Source organism: Acinetobacter sp. ANC 4973 (assembly GCF_002135275.1).
Taxonomy (GTDB): Bacteria; Pseudomonadota; Gammaproteobacteria; order Pseudomonadales; family Moraxellaceae; genus Acinetobacter; species Acinetobacter kyonggiensis.
The window spans coordinates 18,630-43,610 of the sequence record NZ_NEGM01000001.1 but is presented as its reverse complement, the minus strand read 5'-3'; the positions used below and the strand labels follow the sequence as shown (position 1 = coordinate 43,610).

Sequence of the window (24,981 nt, the reverse complement as noted above, 5' to 3'; positions counted from 1 at the left end):
TAGTGCTCTTATTCGGTTATGGTTTAAGAATAGTTGGTTTCTATTTTTTGAATGATTTTTGAGGTGAACTGGTCAATTTGCTGCGCATGTTGAATTAAATTCTGTTGATGCTCAATCCATTTTTGTTCAGAAGGTAGCCTTAAATGTTGCGATAAAATTTCTTCGGAATGGAACAGTTCAAAAGCCAGCTGATTTAATTGTTCATCGTAAATATTACTGTGCACAAAAATATGTAGTTCTTTGGCAAAGACAGGAATCAGGTTTAAATATTCGGACTCTAATGTTTTGATGGCATCTATTTCACTTTTTTGTTGGTGCTGAAACTGTTGAAGAAAGGCAAATGTGCTATTGCGAAGTTGGTAAAGTGTAGGCAATAGGGTAATAAAAAACTTTTGTTTTTGGTTTTTCAGTGTTTGCTGTTCATATAAACGCTGCTTGCGGTCAAAATGCAGGGGAACGGCAACAGCAACAAAGATTGCAATGACTGAACCGATGGCTTGTACCCAAGCGGCAAGTTCCTGATTAAAAATAAGACTGGCTTGTGTAAGTGCCATATTTTCCTCATGAATTTTTGTTGTATTGACTCTAGTCTATGTTGGATTCATCTTTTAATGAAGGGCAATTTTTGATAATCAGTAAAGTTATGCCGTTGGCTTTATAAAAGCATCATTAGCTTTGCGCTGATGGAATGTTATTATTGATATCGTTTTTCTTTTGCTTAATTTTTCTATGTCGTTCGATTTAAAACTCAGTGTGCAGCAAGATTCGCAAAATTTATCACCACAACAAAAAAAGTTAAATCGGCTGATTGAGCAAATTGAACAGCAAAAAATACAACTGGCAGCGTGGCAAAAAGCTCAAGCCGAAATTCAGCAACAGGCACGTAAAACCCTTGTTCCCATCTATAGTGAATTGCATAACATACTGTTTCAGCAACTTGAACAGTTATGGAGTTGCTTGCAAGTACATGAATTTTCAAAAGCGGATATTGCACAGCTGGATGATAAAATTAGAAATCTAGCAAAACTGCTAAAAAACTCTCAAGTGCTGTCTGAACAACAGAAGATTAAAGTTGTTCAAATTGATGAATTTTACCAACAACATGCAGAACATAATCAAGCTAAAAAGAATAAGAAAAAGGCAACGATTGAAAGTCATGATTCGACGGAAACCTATGAGCAGCACTTAGAGTATGAGCAAGTGGAAGTTGATTTAGATGGCTACGAATATGATGAACAGCAACATGAAGTAGAACGTGAACAACACAGGTTAAGTAGACAAAAACAAAAACGTGAGCAAGCGCAAAAAATGGCGGAGCAATCACTCAAAACAGTGTATTTAAAAATTGCGTCTATTATTCACCCTGACCGTGAGCAAGATGAACAGCTGAAAGTCGAAAAAACCGAGATGCTGCAACATGCCAACGCAGCTTATGAGAAGCAGGATTTATTTTATTTGCTGAAACTGCAAATACAGGTGGAGCAGAATAGAGGAGTGGCTCAAAAAGGTTTGAGTAATGAACAAGTGAAGTTTTATAAGCTGGCTTTAGATGCGCAAAAACAGCAGTTAGATGCTCAAATTGAAGAGATTATTGAGTCATTGAATTGGATGAAACAAGCGAAATTGAAAGTTAAAAAGTCCTCAAATCCAATACAAATTGCTGATCTGTATAAGAAGTTAGACGCGGATTGTGTTGAATTAAAACAGCAAGTGAAATGGGAAAAAGAACGGCTTAAATATATGAGCAAGTTGAAAGGATTGGAGATGTTGTTGGAAAATGGGGTTTTGTGATTTTTAAAATTACCTCTTGCTTGCGCACTCAAAATATATTTTGAGGATGCTCATCACTTGCGCTTCGTTTTAAAGCAGTGCTTTAAAACTTGCTCAGGAGAGGGAACTTCATTGCGTATCAAGTAATTATTAAAATTCACAAAGGATTCTCCCTCTCCCTCAGGGAGAGGGTTGGGGTGAGGGTGTTCGAATAATAAAAAGAGGATAAAAATGAAATTAGACCCACAATTATTAGAATTCGCTAAAACCATGCGACACAATGCCACTGATGCTGAAAATTTAATGTGGCAACTTTTACGTGCTAAGCGATTCATGAATCTAAAATTTCGCCGTCAGCATGTGATAAAACCTTATATTGTGGATTTTTATTGCCATGAATTGGGTTTGGTTGTTGAACTAGATGGTAGTCAGCACGGTACAGATGATGGTATCGAATATGATGCAGAACGAACTCAATTTTTAGAGGCTTTGGGGTTGATAGTTATGAGGTATTGGAATAATGATGTGTTAAATCGGATGGATGTGGTTTTGGAAGATTTGTGGCAGGTGTGCAATAAGCTGAAAGGTGATATGTAATGAAAGCACCTTCTCCCTTTGGGAGAAGGTGGGGGATGAGGGGGTGAAGCAATAGTTAAAAGCGGAAAAGCAAAGGCTTAGCTTTATGGGAAAAGAGAGTGGGCAGGAGATGTTGTTGGGGCATGGGGTTTTGTGATTTACCTCTCCCAAAAGGAAGAGGTATAAAAGAGGTTTTTTAATACTTAGTAGAGCCTACGAAGGACACAGATCACCAACTTTATTAAACAGATTTTGAATATGACCATTATCTATATTAATAGGGGTTTGAATCATCCAAGATTGAGTATTAAAATGTCCTGAGGTAGCCTTATCATTTAAAAACCATGCACCTAATGAAAGTAAGTTTTTACCTCTTAATTTATAATGATAATTTTGACTCAGATCTTGATGAAGCTGATCATTAAATACCTCTCCATTATCTAATAAAGTAAACTTATTTATACTATTTTCGCTTTCAAAAAATTTGAATGGAGTTATTTTTAGAGAAGAATTTCTTGAAAGTGCCAAAGTAAACCATTTAATATATTTCTCTAGATGGTCTTTATATTCATGGATGTTTTTATGTGTATCAATTATATCTTCAATTTTGGTATCAATATAAACATCATTTTCAATAGAATATCCAGTAGTAGTTAAAACTCTATCATGAGAGTATTTTAGGGGAACGCCATTAATAATCCAAGTGTCTTGATCTACTATAAATATACAATTTTTTAGTTCTTCAGTAGATTTTATTTCATCAAAAACTTGCAGAACTTTCGGTCTACATCCAGCGGCAATTAAACTTAAATCTTGATCGAAATAAATTTTTTCAAGTTTTCTATATACAAGAATATCATCTTTACCTTCTATGATTACATTTAATAGATCTGATCTTTTAATAGTACTAATGATCTCGGAAACCGACGGATATTTAGGATCACTCATTGCTTTCCCCTAAATTTTCTGAATTTCCTTTATCTTGACGTAGATCTACACACACTTCCTTTTCTGGATATTTACTATATATAAATGGTGAGTGAGTGGTAATGATAAATTGATTAGAAGAGTTTTGTTGATTAAGCATTAAAAAAAGCCGTCTTTGCCAATCTACATGCAGGCTTAATTCAGGTTCATCTATGAAAAAGATAGTATTATTGTAAAAGGCATTATAGCAAATAAAACTCAGCATTTGTTTTTCGCCTGCTGATAGCATATTCGATTTAATAGCAGTAGCCGCATCACCAAAAGTAATTTTTTTAGTGAATTCGATGCCAGATTTTTTAAATATTTTTTGTACTACATTTTGTACTTCTAATAATGGCTTCATAGCCTTATTTCTAAGTTTTTCAGAAAATTCAATTTCAGTTTTAATATTATCAATTAACTTAATTGCTTCCTCTAATTCATCTTTCCTATTTTTATCATCTTTTGAAAAACTTGAAATTGATCTAATAATTTTATTAGCTTGATCTTTTTGAATTTCGTTAGAATACTCTGAAATTTTAGTATATTCTTTTAATAATAAATTGGAAATATCAACGGATGAAATTGAAGTTACAAAAACATGATCTTTGTTAGTTAAATGAGTTGATAATTTACCTAATGCATCTTCAATTTCATTTTTTGTAATTTTTCTGTAGAAAGAATTGTTGTAATTGTTATCTAAAGTAAATCCACCTTCGATCCTTCGAAACGTTGGTAAAAATACACTGCTTCCGATATTTTTTATGTATCGATTTGCTTCATCTTCTGCTGATATAAGAACATCTTCATCTTCATAATCCATGAAGGTAATTGTTTCTTTATCTTTCGGTGTAATTAAGGCAGTGCAATAATTTTTTCTAATTAAATTGACTCTAATTTCATATAAATCTGTTTTTATTAGGCAACTTCTAAAATTAATCTCTTCAATTGCTTTATCAATGTTACCACTGATAATGTACCAAATTAATTTAAGAATATTGGTTTTTCCTGCACCATTCTTACCTGTAAGAACATTTAGGTCTTCTTGAAAGTTTAAAGATATTGTACCTTCGCGCCCAAATAGTGAATCAATTTCGACATATTTAATTTTCATAAAAAAATCCCCTCAATTATGAAGGGATTTTATCTTATTTTTTAGATATTTAACAACACATTAAAGCGCCGCAATCTGATCCATATTCGCTTTAATTTTAACTAATTGATCTGCAAACTCAGCCAATTTCACTTTTTCACCTTCAACCACAGCAGCAGGTGCTTTTGCCACAAAACCTTCATTTGAAAGTTTGCCTGTAATTTGGTCATGCTGTTTTTGAACTTTATCAAAGTCTTTTTGCAAACGACCCAATTCCGCTTTCGGGTCAATTAAACCCTTCATTGGAACGAATACAGACACATGACCGACAACGCTTGATGAAGACAATGGTGGTTGCTCAGCTTCAGTCAGGAAAGTAATGCTTTCCACTTTAGCCAATGCTTTCACCAAAGGTTCAATACGTGCAATCTGTGCTTTTTCAGCATCGGTGGTGTTTTGTAGTAATACAGGCAGTAAACGTGCATTACCTAAGCCCATTTCACCACGAATATTACGTACAGCGCCAATCAAACCTTGTAGCCATTGCATGTCTGCTTCAGCTTGATCATTGATTTTTGCAGGGTCAGCAATAGGGTAAGCCGCGGTCATAATGGTGTCGCCACCCAAACCAATCATTGGTGCAAGGGTTTGCCAAATTTCTTCGGTCAAATACGGCATGATTGGATGTGCAAGACGTAAAGACGCTTCCATTACCGCAAGTAATACACGGCGAACTTCTGCTTTACGTTCTTCAGCAACATTTTCATCATTTAGAACAGGCTTGGTCAGCTCTACATACCAGTCACAGTATTCATTCCAGATGAACTCGTAAATCGCTTGCGCAGCCAAGTCTAAACGATAAGTCGCAAAGGCTTGTTGAACAGCTTGTTCGGCTTTCTGTAAACGACTCACGATCCATTGTTCAGGGAGTTCCCAAAGATCAGGACGCGCTGTTTGACCAACCGTTTGACCTTCAACATTCATCAGAACAAAACGTGTACCGTTCCAAATTTTGTTGGCAAAGTTACGGTAGCCTTCAACACGTTTCATGTCGAACTTAATGTCGCGACCTGTGTTGGCAAGCGCGCAGAATGTGAAACGAACTGCATCTGTACCGTAAGCTTGAATGCCTTCTGGGAATTCTTTACGGGTTGATTTTTCAATCTTCGCTGCTTGTTTTGGATTCATCAAACCTGTGGTACGTTTTTGTACCAAGGTTTCAAGGTCTACACCGTCAATGAGGTCTAAAGGATCAAGCACGTTCCCCTTAGATTTAGACATTTTTTGACCTTCGCCATCACGCACCAAACCATGCACATACACCGTTTTGAACGGAACTTGAGGTGTGCCATCTTCATTTTTCATGAAGTGCATGGTCATCATGATCATGCGGGCAACCCAGAAGAAGATAATGTCAAAACCTGTTACCAATACATCCGTTGGATGGAAGGTATTGAGGAAATAGTTTTCCGCATCTTTCTTCGCGTCGCCAGTCCAACCAAGTGTTGAGAATGTCCACAAACCCGATGAGAACCACGTATCTAACACATCTTCGTCTTGCGTCAATTGAACATCAGCAACAATGCCATTTTCTTCGCGGACTTCAGCTTCATTACGACCGACATAAACGTTGCCATCTACATCGTACCAAGCAGGAATACGGTGACCCCACCACAATTGACGTGAAATACACCAGTCTTGAATGTTGTTCATCCAAGACATATACATATTGCTGTATTGTTCAGGCACAAATTTAATGTCGCCATTTTTTACAGCTTGAATTGCAGGTTCAGCCAAAGGTGCAATTTTTACATACCATTGATCGGTCAATAATGGTTCAACGATCACGCCTGAACGGTCACCGCGTGGTGCTTTCAAGTCATACGGTTGAATTTGTTCTAACCAACCTTCAGCTTCAGCTTGTTCAACCAATTTTTTACGTGCCGCAAAACGCTCTAAACCAATGTAGTCCGCAGGGGCAGCAATGGTTTTAGAAATTTGTTCGCCCGCTTTGGCAATGAATTCAAACTCAGCCAACACTTCTGCATTTTTGTTGAAAATATTGATAATAGGTAATTCACAGCGTTTACCCACTTCATAGTCATTGAAGTCATGCGCAGGAGTGATTTTTACACAGCCTGTACCGAAATCTTTTTCAACATATTCATCAGCAACGACAGGGACGAGGCGACCTGTAATTGGCAGTACAATGTTTTTACCTACAAGGTGCGCATAGCGTTCATCTTCAGGATGCACCGCAACAGCCGAGTCACCAAGTAAGGTTTCAGGACGCGTCGTCGCAACGACTAAATAGTCTTTGCCATCTTGCGTTTTGAGTGACTTATCTTCAAAGAAATATTTGAAATGCCAAAGTGAACCTTTTTCTTCTACTGATTCAACTTCAAGGTCAGACAGGGCAGTTTGTAATTTTGGATCCCAGTTGACTAAGCGTTTGCCACGGTAAATTAAACCGTCTTTATGCAAACGAACGAAGACTTCTTTCACGGCATTGGATAAACCATCATCCATGGTGAAACGTTCACGTGACCAGTCGACAGATGACCCTAAGCGACGAATCTGGTTGGTAATGTTATTACCCGATTGTTCTTTCCATTCCCAGATTTTGTCGATGAACTTTTCACGACCTAAGTCATGACGGCTAATGTCTTGTGCCGCCAATTGGCGTTCAACCACCATTTGCGTTGCGATACCCGCATGGTCTGTCCCCGGTTGCCATAAGGTATTTTTACCCGACATACGATTATAACGCGTCAAGGCATCCATAATGGCATTGTTAAAACCATGACCCATATGCAAGCTACCAGTGACGTTTGGCGGCGGAATCATGATACAGAATGAATCACCTTTTTGAGACGGCTTAAAATAGCCATTGTCTTCCCAAGTCTTGTACCATTTTTTTTCGATCTCGGTTGGATCGTAGGTCGTAGCAATATTTTGAGCAGAATCAGTCATAGTAAAAACAGATCAAAAGTGAATAAAAAATTGGTTCTATTGTAGCAAAAAAAAACACAGATTAGGCATGTTAAGCAAATGCAAAAAATAAGCGTTTGGCACAGACTGAATAAGTATCTTATGATAAGCATTCAATAAGAACAGCACGCATGGTCGCAGAATAATTCTAACAAGGAGGTCATCATGATGAATTATGTAATTTCTTTAAAATTAACACCCGAAACCCACCAACGCTTTCAGCAGATTCATCAACAATTGAATCAAGGTGAAACTGAAAGTTTGGCCAAACCCTTAGGTGAAGTGCTGGCAGATATTTCTTGTGAAATTGTCGATCAAGTGTTTGGTGAAATTGCACGGTTATCGCAATCTAAAGATCATGAATCAGAAAAAGTCGTTCAGCAAATTTTAGAGATGGTACGTAAATATATGCCTTGGTCAGTTTCATTCTTTGCCAATGAACGCCTGACGCCGATGGTGAATTATTTAGAAAATATGGCCCATGAAAAAGATGGTCAAAATTATATTTCTTATCATGTCGATCACTTGTTGGTAGTGGAACTTTTTGAGTGTATAGAGCAAATGAAACAGGGAAATATTCACTATGCTTCACCAGCTTTAAAGGCATTTACTCAAATGGTGGATCAGGGCGTGACAAGTTTGGTACGTGAGCCTAAAAAAATGTTGAAATTCAACTTGGTGGTTGATAAAACATTAAATGGGGTGATTAGTTTGACCACGCAAATGGGTTATAAGCGTTTAGAAAAATTGGGTACACAGTATGATGCTGAAACGACACCACGTTATTTTGATCATTTCCTCATGTTTTTGAGTCATGTACCAAAACAATAACCCATGCACAAATGTGTAAGATTGAGTAAAAACAGGAAAGTACTATGGCAAAGCAGGGCAGTTTAGACAATAAAGTGGTATGGATTACAGGTGCATCTTCTGGCTTAGGTAAAGCCCTTGCACAAGAGTGCGCTTTACAAGGCGCACAGGTTATCTTAACTGCACGTCGTATAGATGAATTGGAAGGTGTCCGCCAAAGTTTAGTCCATCCAGCTCGACATATTTGTCTAACTGCGGATATTACCGATGAGGCGCAAGTGCGTCATGCTTATGCGCAAGTCCTTGAACAGAAAGGTCGTATTGATTGGCTCATTAATAATGCAGGTTTGAGCCAGCGTGCTTTAATTGCCGATACCAGCATGCAAACTGAACGTGCCATTATGGAAGTGGATTACTTTTCACAAGTCTTTCTTACCAAAACGGTGTTACCGACATTTTTAAAGCAAAAATCGGGTCGAATCGCATTTGTTTCCAGTGTGGCGGGTTTGTTAGGAACACAATATCGTGCGTCTTATTCAGCCGCTAAAGCCGCGATTCATATGTGGGCGAATAGTCTACGTGCCGAAGTGGCGGACGAAGGTGTGGGAGTTTCTGTGATTTTCCCCGGTTTTGTGAAAACCAATGTGTCGTTCAATGCTTTAAATGGTGAAGGCAAAGCTCAAGGGTATCAAGATGAAGCCATTGAAAATGGTTTAGAGCCAGAAGCCTTTGCAAAAATAGTGGTGACTGCTTTATTGAAAGATGAAGAATATATTGTGGTTGGCGGGAAAAAAGAACAACTGGGCGTGTGGGTATCTCGCTTATCTCCACGCTTACTGTATAAAATGATTCGTAAAGCCAAAGTGAAATAAGTGTGAATATTCGTAAAAAAGCTGTATTTAACTGGAGTGGTGGTAAAGATTCCGCTTTAGCACTGTATAACGTTTTACAGCAAAATCAATTTGAGGTTGTTGCCTTATTAACAACAGTGAATGAAGAAACAGAACTGTCTTCAATGCATGCCATTCCTCATGCATTGTTGTTGAAGCAAGCTGAAAGTATCGGTATTCCACTGTATCCAGTATTTCTACCTAAGAATCTACCTGTGTATGAGCAACGCATGTTGGATGCCGCCAATCACTTTAAAGCGCAGGGGGTAGAGCACTTTATTTTTGGTGACATTTATTTAAGTGATGTACGTAAATATCGTGAAGATCGTTTGCATCCACTGGGAATTGAAGTGGTTGAGCCTTTGTGGAATCAAAACTCGAATGAAGTGATGCAAGATTTCTTAGCGTCAGGCATAAAAACCAAAATTATTGTGACCGATGCCAGTAAGTTGGGTGAAGCTTTTATCGGGCAAGATATTAGTTCTGCATTGATTGACTTAATGCCAGCCGAAGTCGATGTGTGTGGTGAAAATGGCGAATATCACACTTTTGCTTATGCAGGTGGTTTGTTCAAAACTCCTGTTGATTTTAATATTGTTGAAACGCGTAACATGTCTTATGAGTTCAAGTTAGACAACGGCGAAGAAAAAACCTATCACTACTGGCAAGCGATATTTGCCGAGTAGGGATTTTGCACAGTAGGGATGATGTCCTGTCACAAAGCTGATCAGGACATTGTTTTGCTTTTCTAATGATGGTTGATGATAGCCGTGCCATAAGCAAAGACTTCAACCATGCCCCCTTGCATGCCGAGTTCCGTTGTATTAAGACGCACGCCCATAATATGATTTGCACCCATCGCATGTGCTTCTTGCTTGAGTCGAATCATGGCTTCACGCCGCGCACGTTCAACCACACTTTCATAACTGGTTAAACGACCACCGAAAAAATTCTGAATATTGGCAAGCACGTATTTAAAATAATCATGTGAGATGACGACATTGCTACTGACCAGTTGTCCTTTTGCAGATGTCTCGACAAAGCGATGGGTATCAATACCAATATGTGCAAATTGCTTTTCTTTTTCATCGAGTTCACGCAGATGTTTTTGTTCGATATGACGACCAAAACCCCAACCTACTGCAAATAGAATGAGAAAAACAACAATTTGAAAAATTAATCCATCCATACAATCGCCTATGCGCTAAATGGATCAGGAAGTTTAGGTGCGACAGGCTGAACAACAACAGCCGTACCATAAACAAAAAGTTCAGATGCACCTTGAGCAATATTTGAAGTAGAGAATCGAATACCAACAATGGCATTGGCACCCATGGATTGTGCTTTATCAATCATACGGCTCATGGCTTCTTGGCGTGATTCTTCTAATAATTCGGTATAGGCGGTCAGTTCACCCCCGACAATGTTTTTCAGCCCTGCCAGCAAATCACGTCCAACGTGTTTACTACGCACAGTACTGCCATAAACCACATCAATTTGACGGCTAATGGTGTGGCCGGGAACAGATTCTAAATTACTTAAAAGCATTTTTGATATTCAAATTAATACGTTGTCATCAAGATAGGAAATCAGGCTTTAAAAAGCAATAAAAAAGCCTGCATGGCGCAGGCTTTTTTAATATGGGTTTAGAATTATTGAGCGTTGTTTGCTGCTTTACGCTCCGCCGTAGACGGCTGCTGTTGAGTTGCATCACCGGTATTGGCTTTAACACCACCACCGAGTGTTTTATACACTTCAACTTGATTGTTCATGTTGGCTTGTTCGAGCAACAATAAACCTTGTTCCGCTGCATAAGAAGTACGTTGAGCATCTAACACAGTCAAATAACTATCAATACCAGCACGGAAGCGAGCATTTGAAAGTTTATACGTGGTATTGGTGGCATCGACTAAACGACGTTGCGCAGCTAAACGATCACCAATATTTTGACGCACGGCCAAAGCATCATTCACTTCGCGGAAAGCGGACTGAATTGATTTTTCATAGTCAGATAACGCAATTTGTTGATCTGTTTCTGAAATTTTGATGTTGGCTTTACGCGTACCCCAATCGAAAATTGGAATATCTAGGCTTGGACCCAGAGACCAAATAAATGCACCTGATTTGAACAAGTCACTTAGGTCAGTCGACGCATAGCCAGCAGAACCCGTCAAACTAATGGTTGGGAACATACGTGCTTTAGCCGCACCAATATTGGCACCCGCAGCAGACAGTTTATATTCAGCAGCACGGATATCAGGACGATTATTCAACAAGTCACTTGGTAAACCAGCGCCAACCACATTGCTTTTGCTAATGCGTGTTACACGTTGATTAGGCAACAAGTTTTCAGGTACTTGCTGACCAACAAGGAGGTTCAGCAAGTTCTTGGCTTGAGCAATCTGAGTTTTATAATTTGCAACATCATTACGGGCAGTTTCTACAGAGATCTGTGCCTGACGAACAGGTACTTCACTGTCGATTCCAACATCGAAACGTTTTTTGTTAAGATTATAAGATTCAAGTTGAGCTTTTAGCGTTTGGTCAGCAAGTTTTAAATTTGCATTGGCAAACGAGTAATTCAACCATGCTTGAGCCACTTGACCAATCAACGCAATTTGAGTGGCATCACGCGCACTTGAGGTTGCTAAATACGAGTCTAAAGCATTGTCTTTTAAACTACGAACACGACCCCAAAAATCCAACTCATACGCCGTCACACCTAAGCCAACATTGTAGCTGGTGATAGGCTTTTGGCTGCTTAAAGTGTCTTGACGAAGTACGCCGCCACTTGCACCAATGGTTGGAAGTTGGTTGTTTTCAGTAATTTGGTACTGTTGTTGCGCACGTTGAATATTCAAAGTCGAAGTACGCAAATCACGGTTATTGGCTAATGCTAAATCAAGCACCTGTAACAGGCGTTGATCGGCAAAAAAGTCTTTATAACCTTGCTCAGCAATTGAAGGACCAGAAACATCGGTTAAATAACCTTGTTCTGGAATATTTGCTTGAGCTACGGGCTCTGGGCCACGCATGCTTTGACAGGCTGTCAAAGCAAGCGCAAGTGCAGATACCGCAATGCTACGACCTGAAATAGACCATACTTTTTGCATCACGATGCTTGCTCCTGATTATTTTGGTTTTTAGGTTTATATTTAAAGATACTTCGAATCCAAACATAGAAGACTGGAATAAAGAAGATACCCAATAAAGTAGAACTGATTACGCCACCCAGTACACCATAACCGACAGAGTGTTGGCTACCTGCACCCGCACCTGAAGACAGTGCTAGAGGAAGTACACCAAAACCGAAGGCTAAAGTGGTCATAATAATTGGACGTAAACGCATTTTTGCTGCATGCAGGGTTGCTTCAAGTAAAGGCTCACCTTTATCTTCTTGTAGCTCCTTGGCAAATTCTACAATCAAGATCGCATTTTTTGCAGCCAAACCAATGACGGCAATAATGGCGACTTGGAAGTAAATGTTATTGGTTAAGTTCGGATCTTTAAGCAGAACCATGCCTAAGAAGGTTAAACCAATCGCACCAACAATACCTAAAGGAATGACCAACAGTACAGAAAATGGAATAGACCAGCTTTCATACAGAGCAGCAAGACATAAGAACACGATTAACATCGATAATGCATAAAGTCCGGCAGTTTGCGAACCTGCTTCACGTTCTTCTAAAGATAAACCAGTCCATTCATAATCAAAACCAGTCATACCCATCGAAGGAAGTTTGGCCATGATTTCTTCCATTGCCAACATTGCATCACCCGAGCTGACACCCGGCGCAGGTGTACCTTGAATGTTAACCGATGAAATACCGTTATAACGTTCAAGACGTGGTGAACCATAGGTCCATTCACCTGTAGCAAAGGTAGAGAAGGGAACCATTTGCCCAGCAGTGTTACGTACATACCACTTGTTCAGATCTTCAGGCATCATACGTGCATCAGGAACAGCCTGTACATACACTTTTTTCACACGACCACGGTCGATGAAGTCATTGATGTATGAACCGCCCCAAGCAATACTCATGGTACTGTTAATTTCTGAAATACTAACGCCCATAGCGCTGGCTTTTTCATTATCAACATAAATTTTATACTGAGGTGTGTCTTCTTGACCGTTTGGACGGACACCTGCAAGACGTTTGTCTTGAGCCGCCATACCTAAGATCATGTTACGAGCAGTCACCAGTTTTTCATGACCATTACCCGCAGAATCTTTTAGCATAAAGTTAAAGCCAGCAGAAACACCCAATTCTGGCATTGCAGGAAGCTGCAATGGCATGATGTAAGATGCATCTTTAGCAATCACATTGAGTGCCATACCACGTTGGATAATGGCACCAATTTGAGATTGAGGCGTGGTACGTTCGCTCCAGTCTTTCAACTGAATAAATGCAAGACCCGCATTTTGACCGACACCCGTGAACGAGAAGCCCGCAACACTAAATAAAGATTCAACATAGGGTTTTTGCTGCTCACCTTCTAAGAAGAAGCCCGTCATTTGATCAATGACTTTTTCAGTACGGTCAAGGGTCGCATTCGGCGGAAGTTGAACCAGTGTCATCACGACGCCCTGATCTTCATCAGGTAAGAATGAGCTTGGTAGGTTTTTAAAGAGGAACAACAAACCAACAAGCACCACAGCATAAATTGCGCCCGCAATGAACTTGTGAATCAGCAGTTTGCCGACCCATTTTTGGTAGCCTTCAGCCATGCGTTCAAAACGATGGTTAAACCAGCGAAAGAAGCGCGCAAAAATACCATTACTTTGCTCTTTGTCTTTATCGTGTTGTTTCAACAACGTTGCACAAAGCGCAGGGGTAAAGGTTAAAGCTACGGTCAATGATAAAATCATTGCAGTGACTAGAGTAATAGAGAACTGACGGTAAATGACACCCGTTGTGCCACTAAAGAATGCCATCGGTACAAATACTGCGGTTAATACAGTAGTAATACCAATTAAGGCACCCGAAATCTGCTTCATCGACTTTTCAGTTGCTGCAACAGGGTCGAGGTGTTCTTCAACCATCACCCGTTCCACGTTCTCGACGACAACAATGGCATCATCCACCAGAAGACCAATGGCAAGAACCATGGCAAACATGGTCAGTGTATTAATGGAGAAACCAAATACGTTAATGATGGCAAACGTACCCAACACGACGACAGGAACCGCCATGGTTGGAATAATGGTTGCGCGCCAGTTCTGTAAGAACAGGAACATCACAATAAATACAAGAATAATCGCTTCAATTAAAGTATGAACTACACTTTCAATTGAAAGTTTGATAAATGGAGTCGTATCGTACGCCAGTTTATCTTGTAAGCCACTTGGGTAGTTTTTACGTAATTGTACTAAACGTTCTTCAACAGCAGCTGCTGTGTCTAAAGCATTGGCACCTGTTGCAAGTTTAATGGCTACACCACCAGCAGGCTTACCATTGAATTTAGAAGTAAACTGATAATTGTCCGAGCCTAATTCAACTTTGGCTACATCACCTAAAGTAACTTTTGCACCAGAACCCATACTTTTCAAGAAAATATTTTGGAACTGTTCAGCAGTTTGTAAAAGACTTTGTGCATTAACCGTAGCATTCAGAACTTGACCTGCAACTGCCGGTGCACCGCCTAATTGACCCACTGCAACTTGTGCATTTTGGGCACGTAAAGCAACAACTACATCACTTGGTGTGAGTTGGAAACTCGTCAGTTTTGCAGGATCTAACCAAATACGCATGGCATAAGAACCACCAAATACTTGTATTTCACCTACACCCGCTACACGACTGAGTGGTTCAGAAATATTTGAATTCACATAGTCTTTAATGTCGGCATCTGTAAGTGCATCATTCGGAGAATAAAATGCCAGTACTTGTAAGAAGCTTGCGCCAGATTTCGTTACTTTTACACCCTGACGTTGCACATCTTCAGGAAGCAGTGCAGTCGCGGATTGTAATTTATTTTGTACTTGAACCTGAGCAATATCGGGGTCGATACCTTGTTCAAAGTTCAAAGAAATAGAAGCTTGACCGTTACCTGCACTATTTGAAGAAATATAGCGCAAGCCATCAAGACCGTTCATTTGCTGCTCAATGATCTGTGTCACTGTATTTTCTACAGTTTCAGCAGATGCACCTGGATAAGTTGCAGCAATGGTGACCACCGGTGGAGCAATGGTCGGATATTGTGCAATTGGCATGCCGCTGAGGGTTAAAATACCCGCCAGCATAATCACCAATGCAATCACCCATGCAAAGATTGGGCGATGAATAAAAAATTGAGCCATTCAGTCTACCCCTTATGTATTTGAAGTAGCTTTTTGTTCAGCTTTAGGCTGCGCTGGTTTGTCTGCTTTATTTGCTTCTGCCGCAGGTTGTGCAGCATCACCTTGAGGTGCAGCTGCTTGAGGTTGATAAGGTTTAGCAACGACTGTTGCACCTTCTTTGACCTTCGCTACACCATCAACAATTACTTTTTCACCAGTGGTTAAGCCACTCGTTACGATCCAATCTTTGCCTTGTACACCGACCGTTTCAACAGGGCGTGTCTCAACAACACCTTTGGCATTCACCACCATGGCAATTGCTTGACCAGTCGGGGTGCGGGTAATTGCAGCTTGAGGAATCAAGATGGCATTCGGAATAACACCTTGTACAATTTGAGCAGTGGCATACATACCCGGAAGCAATAAATGATTTGGATTCGGGAATACTGCACGTATGGTAATGGTTCCAGTATCTGGATTCACACTGGCATCAGAGAATGCAAGACGACCTTCAACTGGGTAGTAGCTACCATCTTCTAGCTTCAATTTTACTTTGGTATTGTTGCTGCTATCTAAACGACCTTGGCTCAGTTGTTGACGTAAACGTAACAATTCAGAGCTAGATTGGTTAATGTCGACATAAATCGGGTCTAAGCGCTGAACAGTCACTAAAGGATCTGCTTGGCTTGCCGTGACTAATGCACCAACTGTTACTGTTGAACGGTTGGTTTGACCTGAAATAGGTGAACGAACTGTAGAAAAACCGAGGTTAATTTCAGCATTTTTCAGTTCAGCTTGAGTGGATGCTACATCTGCTTCAGCTAACTTAACTTGGGCAACCATATCATCATAGTCTTGTTTTGAAATGGCATTGCTGCCGACAAGTTGACGATAACGGCTTTCTTTAACACGTAAAGCATTTAAGTTTGCTTGTTGGCGATTTAGTGCAGCACGTGCACTATCAACGCTAGCACGGTTGGTACGTGAGTCAATTTCATACAACGCTTGACCTTCACGAACATAACTACCTTCAGTGAATAGACGTTTGAGAATCACACCACTGGTTTGAGGACGGACTTCAGAAATTTCAAATGCCGTGGTACGGCCTGAAAGTTCTACCGATTGCTCTACGCTTTGTGGTTGAGCAACAATGACACCGACTTCAGTCGGAGGCATTTTTTGGGCAGCAGCAGCTTGCTGTGCATCCTTGGGATCTTTGCTACAACCAACAAGTGCAATACTTGTTGCTAATGCGCAAGCGGTTAGGGCGGGCGCCCATAGCTTTGCAGACATCATTGTTCCACCTCGATTAGATTATTATCTAAAAATTAATTTGTTTTCGCGCTACTGAATTTGGCATACAACATATAAAGTAGTGTGATCCAAATAAAACCTATGCTCCAACCTGCTAAGACATCAGAGGGGAAATGCACACCAAGGTAAACCCTTGAAATTCCCATGATCAACAACCATGTAACAGCACAGACACAAATAAGTTGGTGCTTTGAATGTTTTTGGCTTAAATAAATGACAAGACAGCTCAACGTCGCGGCATAAACACTATGAGCACTGGGAAATGAAGCACCATAGCTTTGAACCAGATGATACATTTCAGGTGGTCGCGGTCTTGAAAATATATATTTGAGTAGCCAAACTGTGGCAGTACTCCCTATAAGGCCTAAACCAATAAAAACAACATTTGTATACTTTTTGTACCAGCCTTGGTGAAAACACCATAAGGAGGTCAAAAATAGAACAAATGGTATGCCCCCCATAGCAGAAAGTGTCATGGAGATCGTATTTAAATGTACTGTGCGATGTTGGCTTATCCATTCGACAATCACGAGATCAAAGTGACTGAGTGAAGGAGTGAAAATCACTAATACATTGAAAAAAAATAAGAAAAATCCTACACCAAGCAACCAATAAGGCATTTGATTGACCTTTGTTATATTGGCCGATTGGAGCATGGCCAATTAATGCTTAAAGTGTACTCATCAGTACACTTTATTTCAAGTGCGTGTAAATTATGCTCATTTCTTTTTTACTCATTTTTAAATGAGAAGTAAAACAAAAAATTATTTATGTATAATTTTTTGTGATGGAGAAGATTCATCCACTTCCAAGGGGGTCTTGGGTGGCCAAAAAAAGTCACTTGGTCTGGTTAAAAAATGAGTGAGTACAAGTTTAGCCAAAGGCTTCCACTGTTCAAATCGAACCCGTCGTGCACGAAGTGCCACAATAATGGTCAGGGTAAAGCTGACAAATAAGTTTGTCAGACCAATCAATAACACCCCTAAAAATGATACAAAAATTAAGCCAATTTCAGGACTACCATTAATATTGATTAAGCCTTGAATAAAGTTGGCAGAAGCAAACGCAATATGTCGAATATCGAGGGGAAGACCTAAGATGAAACCAATGGTGCCCATGCTTCCGAGCATAATTCCGAATAAAAAATTCCCAGCCAAAGCACCTAAATTACGTTCAATATAAGCAGCAAATGTATTAAGACGCTCTTGTCCTAATATCAGTTTGAGATGCGCATGGGCTTGTAAACGTGGACCGACTTTGCGGTACACGGCCATGTTGTCAAAGTAACCTGCAATTAGCCCCGAAAAAAACAAACAGACACCTGCAATGGCAGCATGTGGAATGGCTAATGACGTAAAAGGGTTGAGTGAATGCAAGGTTCTGGTGGCTTTGGCATGACTCAAAAGAGGTTCATCCATTCCGTATTGCCAGAGCAGGGTAATGATTGCCGCAGTTGGAATGGCAATTGAAATGTTTCCTAAAATTGCAATAAATTGAGTGCGGATAATATTAATAATCAGTGCTGCAAGTTCAGCAATCTGTGCTGTTTTAGAGCCTTTACGATGCTGTACTGTGGCAGCAAGTGCAGCGGCTGTCATCGCAGGTTGCTTGGTTGCAACAGTAAAATGCAAAACGTGAATCAACATAAAACCAAGTGAATAGTTCATGCTGAAAATAAAAGCCTGCATCATGGGTGCCATGATCATACGTGCTGACAATATTTTTAATGTTGCCATGGTAGCAATAATCACGCCTGCACCAGCAGCGGACTTGTACATCGACCAAAAGCCTTGCTTGTCCGTACTCACATAATGCTCACCCGTTTTACTGGCATTTTCTGTGACTTGTAAGGCAATTAATTCACTGTTGGTGGCCAAAAGGGATCGAACGCTACGCTCACTGTAAATTGCGGTGGTGATATCCACCATAAGTAAGCCTAAAGATTCATAGCGAATTTTATTTTCATCCACAATCAAATTGAGTAACAGTTCAATTCGGTCTAAACATTGCTCAAGTAAAGACAGCAAATAGGTCAGACTAAGGCTAACGCCAATTCTTTTGGTGGCACGGCGAATTTTTAACACCACATCACGACATTGCTCAATCATCACCAAGGCTTGTGCGGCATCAGGTGGAACCGTCACGGCTATAGTGTCTGTATGTTGATGTAGCTTTTTATAGTATTGAATAAACTCTACAATTTCGCGATTTTGCACCAGAAAAGGTGACTCATATTCGGTTAAGTCGGGTTGTGCATTGATGAACTCTGGATACAGCCCAATCCCACTAATTCGATAAGATAAAACAGTAATCGCTTTAATCAGCTCACTTTTAATTTTAAGCTTTTCTGATTGATTGCCATGACCTTGATTTAGTAGTGTAAATAACTTTTGCCAATCAGCATGAGAAATGCTGTCCAGCCAATATTTATCACTACGTTGATAAAAGACACGACGGACTAAATCTTGCAGTTGGCTTTCATCATTAATCAGGGGCAGAAAGTGAGCGCCTAAACGTTGGGCGAGCTGATTCCAAAATCCATCCAGTGATAAAATACCCGTGTCGGCATATAAACTGGTCTGTTTATATTGGCTAATCAGTTTTAAGATAAAAGTTTGTAAAGTAGATGTAGCATGGGGTGTAATCAGGAGGGCTTGTAGAAAAGCTTGAAATTTATGCTGAATTTCTTCGTTATCAGTAGCATCATTGGGTCGAATACGATTGACCAATTCAATGAGCAGCGAATCATCAAGAACAGCTTGATGAGATTCAAGCTGTTCTTGCATGGTTAAAAATAGATCATTAAAATTTATATGCATAGGCGAGTGTAAAATCTATTTTCATGAAATTCATTATTGAATTCGATTTAAAGCAAGTTGAGTCAAGTTAACCAGTGCTTGGCGATATTCGCTCTCTGGTAGTCGGTCTAAAGCATGTAGCGCAGATTGAGTTTCTTCTGTAGCACGTTGGCGGCAATAATCGAGTGCACCACAGTTTTGCACAATTTCAATGACACGGTCGAGTTGAGCGATACCGCCAGTTGCAATACTTGAACGCACAATTTCATGTTCTTGATCTGTGGTTTTCTGTAATGCTGAGATTAATGGCAAAGTAGGTTTACCTTCCATTAAATCATCACCAATATTTTTACCTAATGTTTCCGCATCAGAGGTGTAATCTAAGATGTCATCAATAATTTGGAAGGCATTACCAAAATGACCTGCAAAGATTCGCAGTGGTTCACGGTACTCTGGCGTACCGGTTAAAATGGCTGCACCTTCAGTGGCCAATTCAAATAAGCGTGAAGTTTTACCGTGAATAATATCGAGATAAGTTTGTTCTGTGGTTTCAGGTTGATGTTGTGCTTGAAGTTGTAGCACTTCACCTTCGGCAATTTCACAGGTTCCCGTGGAAAAATCTTTCAGTAAGGTCATGTCGTTTAAATCGACCAACAAATCGAAAGCACGGGAAATCAGGAAGTCACCGACTAAAACCGCAGTTTGATTGTTCCATGTGGCATTGGCAGTAGGACGACCACGACGTAAGCCTGACTCATCGACTACATCATCATGCACCAGTGTTGCAGTATGCAGCATTTCGATAATGGCCGCTAACTTACGTTGACGTTCTAAATCGGTTGCACCACATGCTTTTGCTGCCAATAAACACATAATAGGACGCATGCGTTTTCCGCCTGCCTCAACCACGTGTTTACTCACAGCCATGACTAAGGCGACTTTTGACGTAATCCCTTCATTAATAAATGTGTCCATCGCAGCAAAGTCGGAAGCAACAGGAGCGAGAATATCTTGCTTAAAGTCGATGGCCATATGAAGAGAAACCTCTATAAAATTGAATTGCTTATTATATAGTGTAGCAATTATATCTAGTGATATAGCGAAGATCTTAATATAGATGTTTAAATCATGGCTAAGCAAATGGTTTTATCTTAGGCCTAATTCTAACAACCAATATAATATGTGACTTAGCTGGCATTTTGTAGTCTATGCCATATAGTAGCGAATTGATTTTAAAAATCTATTTCATTTTATAAAATCTCAGCTTTAGATGTCGCAATCATTTCTTTTTAGCAATTTGATTGTTTATAAAATAAACATGGGTAAGGCGCAAAAAAACACTAAAATGGCTTGTCGTTTGATTTATTATCACTTAATATGTTTGCCCTTAGATATCCCCCAGTGGCGCTCGTATTAAGATCGATATATTCCTTTATCGACACGACGACACGGGCATGTTTGGAGTACATTATGTACGCAGTAATCCAAAGCGGTGGTAAACAGCACCGTGTTATTGAGGGTGAAACCCTTAAAGTAGAATTATTGAAAGCTGAAACCGGTACAACTATTACGTTTGATGACGTATTAATGCTTGTAAACGGCGAAAGCATTCAAATTGGTGCTCCAGTTGTTGCTGGTGCTACAGTAACTGCTGAAGTAGTTAGCCACGGTCGTCACGACAAAATCCGTATTGTTAAAATGCGTCGTCGTAAACATTACCGTAAACAACAAGGTCACCGTCAATGGTTTACCGAGTTGAAAATTACTGCTATTTCAGGCTAATTACGAGGATTATGAAACATGGCTACTAAAAAAGCTGGTGGATCGACACGTAACGGTCGTGACTCGAACCCTAAAATGTTAGGCGTTAAAATGTTCGGTGGTCAATCTGTGACTGCGGGCAACATCATTGTTCGTCAACGTGGTACAGAATTCCACGCTGGTGCAAACGTAGGTATGGGCCGTGACCATACTTTATTTGCTACCGCTGATGGCGTGATCAAATTCGAAGTGAAGGGTCAATTTGGCCGTCGCTACGTAAAAGTTGAAACTGTATAAGTTTTAATTTTTAAAAAGAGCCCGCATTTTTGCGGGTTTTTTTATGTCTGGATGATTTCTTTTTAATTAGCTACAGTCAAGAAATATGGGGATTGGCTGTGCTTTATTTTAAAATAATAAAAATCAAATACTTGTTTTTTGTTTTGCATATTTCCTGTTGTTTTTTATTACAAATAAGTCGCAATACTGTGACATATTGAGACTTAAGTCTCATTTTTTGGATGTAAAATATTAAGAGCAAAATTAGAAAAAAGGCTAACAGACATGAGAAGAATATTCAGAAAGGTCTTGAATAAATTACTTTACCATCATGTTGATGCATCAAAAGATGATTGTAAAATTGAACAAGGCCAAATGCCAAGAATAGCAATACAGCAAATTCATCATCTTGGTTTATTTGCACAAATAAAAACCATTAAAACTCCGAAATTATTGTTGTTAAGTATTATGTTGGCTTTGGGTAGCAGTGCTTTGGCAAATGCTGGAAATAGCCATCAATCTCATGGTAATGGATATGGTCATCATCCTAAGCCACATCATTCTTCTGGAACTAAAGGGCCAAAAGGCGATACTGGAGCTACAGGCGCAGCTGGGTTTAGTGCCTATGAAATTGCTGTAAACGATGGTTATGCTGGTACAGTACGTGAGTGGCTAGCCAGCTTAATTGGAGATAATCCTTATGTTGAAATTGAGTCACATCAATTGAATACCGTACCTAAACCGACAGCAACAGGTCAAGGTGCGATTGCAATAGGAACTGCCACGAATGTATCAGGTGGGCAATCGATAGGACTGGGTGTAAATAACAATATTACAGGTCAAAACTCAGGGGCAATTGGGAGTAATAACAATGTCAGTGGCAATAATAGCTATGTGCTTGGTAATAATGTCACCACAGCGGCAAACAATAGCGTGGTCTTAGGTCATGGCTCTACATCGAATCGGGATAATACCGTTTCGGTGGGTGCAGCAGGTGCGGAAAGACAAATTACTAATGTTGCAGCAGGTACACAAGATACCGATGCTGTAAATGTGGTGCAAATGCGTCAAGCGAATGCATATATTAATAGCCGTGTTGATGCATTAAATCGTAATATGAGTGAATTTGAAAATGAGACTTATGCTGCTGTTGCATCCAGCTTAGCAATCGCATCCTTACCGCAACCAACCGAAGCGGGTTATAGTATGCTGAGCGTGGGGATGGGTACGTGGGAAAATAAACAAGGTTTTGCTATCGGTGTAAGTGGCGTAACGGAAAATAATAAATTTGTCTACAAAGCGGCGGCAACAACCAATACTGAAGGTAATTTAGGGGGCGGCGCTGCGGTGGGTTGGCAATGGAAATAATGCAATATATTGAGCTTAGTCAGCATAAAAACCCACAGCAAAATGTGGGTTTTTTATTTCGAGAAATGAGTTAAAACTGTTCTTGTTCTTCATCATGATGTAGAAATTTGTACATTCAATATTAATAACAATACAAAACTTCTTATTTTCTCAATTATTACAAATAAAAATTGGTTTAAGATGAGACATTGAATAAATAGCGATACAGCAAATAAAAAGGTAATGATATGAAAATGCTTCGTACAACCCTATGTGCTATGACATTAGGTGCAGCAACGCTTGCACCGCTAATGAGTACTACTGTTTTTGCTGCACCTGTTGCAGCATCGGAGCAACAAGCAACCGCAAATTTGGTCAAACAATTGGGTGGCATTCATAGTTTGTCGGCAAATTTTGAGCAAACCACCAAAGCTACGTCTGCAAGTAAAGCACCACAGAAAAAAGGTTTGACTGGCCAGCACATGAATCAGACTTTTAAAGGGGTTATGAAAGTTGCTCGTCCCGGTAAGTTTTTTTGGGAGACCACCAGTCCATCCAAACAAACGATTGTGACTTCGGGTAAAACCGTTTGGATTTATGACCCTGATTTACAACAAGCGGTTCGTCAAAGTCTAGATGATCAAGTGGCGAATACCCCCGCATTGTTATTGTCAGGTAATACCAATCAAATTATGCAGTCATATCGTGTGACGCAACCAGATAAAACCAAGACCTATTACACTTTGCTGCCTAAGGATCGTGATGGGGCATTTCAAAGTTTAACCATCAGTTTTGGTGCAAATAAAGCACCAAGTTTGATGATTTTGGAAGACTCCTTGGGGCAAACGACTTATGTTCGTTTCAATAACGTGAAATTAAATCCTTCAATTGCAGCATCAACCTTTAATTTTGCACCACCTAAGGGCACTGATATTATTGATCAATAATATCGCTGTTCCATAAAGGGCCACCTTCGGGTGGTTTTTTATTGCAATTGTCATCATGGAAAATATATTGGCGCGCCTTATGGTCAGAAAAAGCAGGTTGATCACTTTGAATGCAAAATCATCCTGATAAAAATGAATTTGCTTCAAATATGTGCGTAAAAACATCAGTTCTCGAAAATTAAATAGTGTTTTGAATGGGTTTTGCTCATTGCTACATTTTGTAATTTTATCTGGCGGGTTGCGTTTGTATAGTGCGATGATTCATTTTAAGAAAAGTATAGGGTTACAGCATGAAACAAACACAATTAAAGCCATGGTTCTTGGTTTGTACGCTGGTTATTGGGGGCGGAGTACTTGCGGGATGTCAACCTAAAGCTGATGTGAAAGCTGAAGCACCAAAGCAGCAACAAGCACAAAATAAAGAGAATACCATTAGCGCTATTCAAGCCAAAGTAGTGCCAGTTAAACTGACCAAACCTGAAGCCTGTGATGCTGAAGGGTGTATTCAATATGATATTCAAACGGTTAATACCAATCTTAAATGGATTGATGATTATTTTGTTGCTCGAATTAAAAAAACTGACCCAATCGCATTTTCTACCGAACCAAATCAAAAAATAAATACCTCAGACGGAGCTGCACCTAATTTAAGTCAGAGTTCGACCTATGTGCATTTCGTCAGTCAATACTATGATCAGGCGACATTTGCCATTCAGAGTTATAGTTATTCGGCGGGTGCAGCACATGGTATGTATCATCAAGAATTTGTAAATTTTGATTTAAACACCCAAAAGCGTTTGGCTTTATCTGATATTTTAGTCAAAGGCGCAGAGCAACAAGTTTTAGATGCCTTATATGACGCCAATACAATGTGGCTGGATCAACATAGCATTGAAAGAGACAAGCTGAAATTAAGTGATAATTTTTACTATGGTGCCAACGGTCTTGTTTTTGTTTATCCCTTATATGAGTTGGCTTCTTATGCCGAAGGCATGACTGAACTGACCTTGCCTTATGTAACATTGACCAAACTGGTTAAAGCAGAATATCTGCCAAGTTTGCCAAAGTATCCAAGCCCATAATTTCAGCTTAATTCGGTTAAATTTGCTGTAATAAGGCGCAGCTACAAGCTCGGTCACTGTCTTTTTTAACATTTAGCGCT

General features: G+C 39.7%; 22 protein-coding genes. 10 read left to right on the top strand and 12 right to left on the bottom strand.

Annotated features, from left to right (window positions below; translation table 11 throughout):
* Positions 1-23: 23 nt before the first annotated feature.
* Positions 24-554, bottom strand: a complete 531-nt coding sequence (locus B9T30_RS00225) for a hypothetical protein (protein ID WP_086183264.1) — start codon at positions 552-554, stop codon at positions 24-26.
* A gap of 175 nt (positions 555-729) precedes the next feature.
* On the opposite strand from B9T30_RS00225, the gene B9T30_RS00220 reads away from it, so the two are divergent.
* Together B9T30_RS00220 and B9T30_RS00215 are read left to right on the top strand one after the other, a co-directional pair.
* The gene (locus tag B9T30_RS00220) at positions 730-1,791 is read left to right on the top strand and encodes a molecular chaperone DnaJ (protein ID WP_086183263.1); all 1,062 of its coding nucleotides are present in this window, start codon (positions 730-732) and stop codon (positions 1,789-1,791) included.
* 210 nt (positions 1,792-2,001) lie between these two features.
* Positions 2,002-2,367, top strand: a complete 366-nt coding sequence (locus tag B9T30_RS00215) for an endonuclease domain-containing protein (protein WP_086183262.1) — start codon at positions 2,002-2,004, stop codon at positions 2,365-2,367.
* A gap of 192 nt (positions 2,368-2,559) precedes the next feature.
* On the opposite strand, the gene B9T30_RS00210 is transcribed toward B9T30_RS00215, so the two are convergent.
* Genes B9T30_RS00210 through B9T30_RS00200 form a run of 3 tightly spaced genes read right to left on the bottom strand, consistent with a single transcriptional unit; the run spans position 2,560 to position 7,378 of the window.
* On the bottom strand, positions 2,560-3,294 hold the full coding sequence (locus tag B9T30_RS00210) for a DUF4435 domain-containing protein (protein ID WP_086183261.1): 735 nt from the start codon (positions 3,292-3,294) through the stop codon (positions 2,560-2,562).
* Positions 3,287-4,426 carry an AAA family ATPase gene (locus B9T30_RS00205; protein WP_086183260.1) on the bottom strand — a complete coding sequence of 380 codons (1,140 nt, stop codon included), beginning with the start codon at positions 4,424-4,426 and terminating at the stop codon, positions 3,287-3,289. The genes B9T30_RS00210 and B9T30_RS00205 overlap by 8 nt, the downstream gene beginning before the upstream one ends.
* A gap of 60 nt (positions 4,427-4,486) precedes the next feature.
* Complete coding sequence (locus B9T30_RS00200) at positions 4,487-7,378, bottom strand: valine--tRNA ligase (protein ID WP_086183259.1); 2,892 nt, start codon at positions 7,376-7,378, stop codon at positions 4,487-4,489.
* Positions 7,379-7,564: 186 nt separating this feature from the next.
* On the opposite strand from B9T30_RS00200, the gene B9T30_RS00195 reads away from it, so the two are divergent.
* The 3 genes from B9T30_RS00195 to B9T30_RS00185 are packed head-to-tail and all read left to right on the top strand — an operon-like array spanning position 7,565 to position 9,782.
* On the top strand, positions 7,565-8,227 hold the full coding sequence (locus tag B9T30_RS00195; RefSeq protein ID WP_086183695.1) for a hypothetical protein: 663 nt from the start codon (positions 7,565-7,567) through the stop codon (positions 8,225-8,227).
* Positions 8,228-8,271: 44 nt separating this feature from the next.
* Positions 8,272-9,078, top strand: coding sequence for an SDR family NAD(P)-dependent oxidoreductase (locus tag B9T30_RS00190; RefSeq protein ID WP_086183258.1), 807 nt, complete (start codon positions 8,272-8,274; stop codon positions 9,076-9,078).
* Positions 9,075-9,782, top strand: coding sequence for an ATP-binding protein (locus B9T30_RS00185; RefSeq protein WP_086183257.1), 708 nt, complete (start codon positions 9,075-9,077; stop codon positions 9,780-9,782). The genes B9T30_RS00190 and B9T30_RS00185 overlap by 4 nt, the downstream gene beginning before the upstream one ends.
* A gap of 62 nt (positions 9,783-9,844) precedes the next feature.
* Here the strand turns inward: B9T30_RS00185 and B9T30_RS00180 are convergent, their stop codons facing one another.
* From B9T30_RS00180 to sdsA, 8 genes are all read right to left on the bottom strand, one after another.
* Complete coding sequence (locus tag B9T30_RS00180) at positions 9,845-10,285, bottom strand: YbjQ family protein (RefSeq protein ID WP_086183256.1); 441 nt, start codon at positions 10,283-10,285, stop codon at positions 9,845-9,847.
* Positions 10,286-10,293: 8 nt separating this feature from the next.
* Entirely contained in the window at positions 10,294-10,644 is a 351-nt protein-coding gene (locus tag B9T30_RS00175) for a YbjQ family protein (RefSeq protein WP_086183255.1), read from the bottom strand.
* A gap of 104 nt (positions 10,645-10,748) precedes the next feature.
* Positions 10,749-12,209 carry a multidrug efflux RND transporter AdeIJK outer membrane channel subunit AdeK gene (gene adeK / locus B9T30_RS00170; protein ID WP_086183254.1) on the bottom strand — a complete coding sequence of 487 codons (1,461 nt, stop codon included), beginning with the start codon at positions 12,207-12,209 and terminating at the stop codon, positions 10,749-10,751.
* A complete protein-coding gene (locus B9T30_RS00165; protein ID WP_086183253.1) occupies positions 12,209-15,397 on the bottom strand; it encodes an efflux RND transporter permease subunit in 3,189 nt (1,062 codons plus the stop codon). The genes adeK and B9T30_RS00165 overlap by 1 nt, the downstream gene beginning before the upstream one ends.
* Before the next feature lie 12 nt (positions 15,398-15,409).
* The gene (locus tag B9T30_RS00160; RefSeq protein WP_086183252.1) at positions 15,410-16,672 is read right to left on the bottom strand and encodes an efflux RND transporter periplasmic adaptor subunit; all 1,263 of its coding nucleotides are present in this window, start codon (positions 16,670-16,672) and stop codon (positions 15,410-15,412) included.
* A 32-nt stretch (positions 16,673-16,704) separates the two neighbouring features.
* Positions 16,705-17,310, bottom strand: coding sequence for a phosphatase PAP2 family protein (locus B9T30_RS00155; RefSeq protein ID WP_086183694.1), 606 nt, complete (start codon positions 17,308-17,310; stop codon positions 16,705-16,707).
* Positions 17,311-17,454: 144 nt separating this feature from the next.
* A complete protein-coding gene (locus B9T30_RS00150; protein ID WP_086183251.1) occupies positions 17,455-19,509 on the bottom strand; it encodes a site-specific recombinase in 2,055 nt (684 codons plus the stop codon).
* A gap of 33 nt (positions 19,510-19,542) precedes the next feature.
* The gene (sdsA, locus tag B9T30_RS00145; protein ID WP_086183250.1) at positions 19,543-20,520 is read right to left on the bottom strand and encodes an All-trans-nonaprenyl-diphosphate synthase; all 978 of its coding nucleotides are present in this window, start codon (positions 20,518-20,520) and stop codon (positions 19,543-19,545) included.
* Between the two features lie 438 nt (positions 20,521-20,958).
* On the opposite strand from sdsA, the gene rplU reads away from it, so the two are divergent.
* The 5 genes from rplU to B9T30_RS00120 all read left to right on the top strand — a co-directional run bounded on the left by rplU (position 20,959) and on the right by B9T30_RS00120 (position 24,901).
* The gene (gene rplU, locus B9T30_RS00140) at positions 20,959-21,270 is read left to right on the top strand and encodes a 50S ribosomal protein L21 (RefSeq protein ID WP_067723976.1); all 312 of its coding nucleotides are present in this window, start codon (positions 20,959-20,961) and stop codon (positions 21,268-21,270) included.
* Between the two features lie 18 nt (positions 21,271-21,288).
* The gene (gene rpmA, locus B9T30_RS00135) at positions 21,289-21,546 is read left to right on the top strand and encodes a 50S ribosomal protein L27 (RefSeq protein ID WP_004651212.1); all 258 of its coding nucleotides are present in this window, start codon (positions 21,289-21,291) and stop codon (positions 21,544-21,546) included.
* Positions 21,547-21,834: 288 nt separating this feature from the next.
* Positions 21,835-22,893, top strand: coding sequence for a YadA family autotransporter adhesin (locus tag B9T30_RS00130; protein ID WP_227518929.1), 1,059 nt, complete (start codon positions 21,835-21,837; stop codon positions 22,891-22,893).
* 227 nt (positions 22,894-23,120) lie between these two features.
* Positions 23,121-23,819: an outer membrane lipoprotein chaperone LolA gene (gene lolA / locus B9T30_RS00125; protein ID WP_086183249.1), complete on the top strand. Its 699-nt coding sequence runs from the start codon at positions 23,121-23,123 to the stop codon at positions 23,817-23,819.
* 290 nt (positions 23,820-24,109) lie between these two features.
* Positions 24,110-24,901, top strand: coding sequence for an RsiV family protein (locus tag B9T30_RS00120; protein WP_086183248.1), 792 nt, complete (start codon positions 24,110-24,112; stop codon positions 24,899-24,901).
* Positions 24,902-24,981 lie beyond the last annotated feature (80 nt).

What these genes read in the sequence shown, in the direction of transcription:
- rplU (WP_067723976.1), top strand. Translation starts at nt 20,959, where the DNA reads ATGTACGCAGTAATCCAAAGCGGTGGTAAACAGCACCGTGTTATTGAG.
- rpmA (WP_004651212.1), top strand. Translation starts at nt 21,289, where the DNA reads ATGGCTACTAAAAAAGCTGGTGGATCGACACGTAACGGTCGTGACTCG.
- B9T30_RS00180 (WP_086183256.1), bottom strand. Translation starts at nt 10,285, where the DNA reads ATGGATGGATTAATTTTTCAAATTGTTGTTTTTCTCATTCTATTTGCA.
- adeK (WP_086183254.1), bottom strand. Translation starts at nt 12,209, where the DNA reads ATGCAAAAAGTATGGTCTATTTCAGGTCGTAGCATTGCGGTATCTGCA.
- B9T30_RS00150 (WP_086183251.1), bottom strand. Translation starts at nt 19,509, where the DNA reads ATGCATATAAATTTTAATGATCTATTTTTAACCATGCAAGAACAGCTT.
- sdsA (WP_086183250.1), bottom strand. Translation starts at nt 20,520, where the DNA reads ATGGCCATCGACTTTAAGCAAGATATTCTCGCTCCTGTTGCTTCCGAC.
- B9T30_RS00205 (WP_086183260.1), bottom strand. Translation starts at nt 4,426, where the DNA reads ATGAAAATTAAATATGTCGAAATTGATTCACTATTTGGGCGCGAAGGT.
- B9T30_RS00195 (WP_086183695.1), top strand. Translation starts at nt 7,565, where the DNA reads ATGAATTATGTAATTTCTTTAAAATTAACACCCGAAACCCACCAACGC.
- B9T30_RS00215 (WP_086183262.1), top strand. Translation starts at nt 2,002, where the DNA reads ATGAAATTAGACCCACAATTATTAGAATTCGCTAAAACCATGCGACAC.
- B9T30_RS00160 (WP_086183252.1), bottom strand. Translation starts at nt 16,672, where the DNA reads ATGATGTCTGCAAAGCTATGGGCGCCCGCCCTAACCGCTTGCGCATTA.
- B9T30_RS00225 (WP_086183264.1), bottom strand. Translation starts at nt 554, where the DNA reads ATGGCACTTACACAAGCCAGTCTTATTTTTAATCAGGAACTTGCCGCT.
- B9T30_RS00190 (WP_086183258.1), top strand. Translation starts at nt 8,272, where the DNA reads ATGGCAAAGCAGGGCAGTTTAGACAATAAAGTGGTATGGATTACAGGT.
- lolA (WP_086183249.1), top strand. Translation starts at nt 23,121, where the DNA reads ATGAAAATGCTTCGTACAACCCTATGTGCTATGACATTAGGTGCAGCA.
- B9T30_RS00200 (WP_086183259.1), bottom strand. Translation starts at nt 7,378, where the DNA reads ATGACTGATTCTGCTCAAAATATTGCTACGACCTACGATCCAACCGAG.
- B9T30_RS00210 (WP_086183261.1), bottom strand. Translation starts at nt 3,294, where the DNA reads ATGAGTGATCCTAAATATCCGTCGGTTTCCGAGATCATTAGTACTATT.
- B9T30_RS00120 (WP_086183248.1), top strand. Translation starts at nt 24,110, where the DNA reads ATGAAACAAACACAATTAAAGCCATGGTTCTTGGTTTGTACGCTGGTT.
- B9T30_RS00175 (WP_086183255.1), bottom strand. Translation starts at nt 10,644, where the DNA reads ATGCTTTTAAGTAATTTAGAATCTGTTCCCGGCCACACCATTAGCCGT.
- B9T30_RS00155 (WP_086183694.1), bottom strand. Translation starts at nt 17,310, where the DNA reads ATGCCTTATTGGTTGCTTGGTGTAGGATTTTTCTTATTTTTTTTCAAT.
- B9T30_RS00220 (WP_086183263.1), top strand. Translation starts at nt 730, where the DNA reads ATGTCGTTCGATTTAAAACTCAGTGTGCAGCAAGATTCGCAAAATTTA.
- B9T30_RS00165 (WP_086183253.1), bottom strand. Translation starts at nt 15,397, where the DNA reads ATGGCTCAATTTTTTATTCATCGCCCAATCTTTGCATGGGTGATTGCA.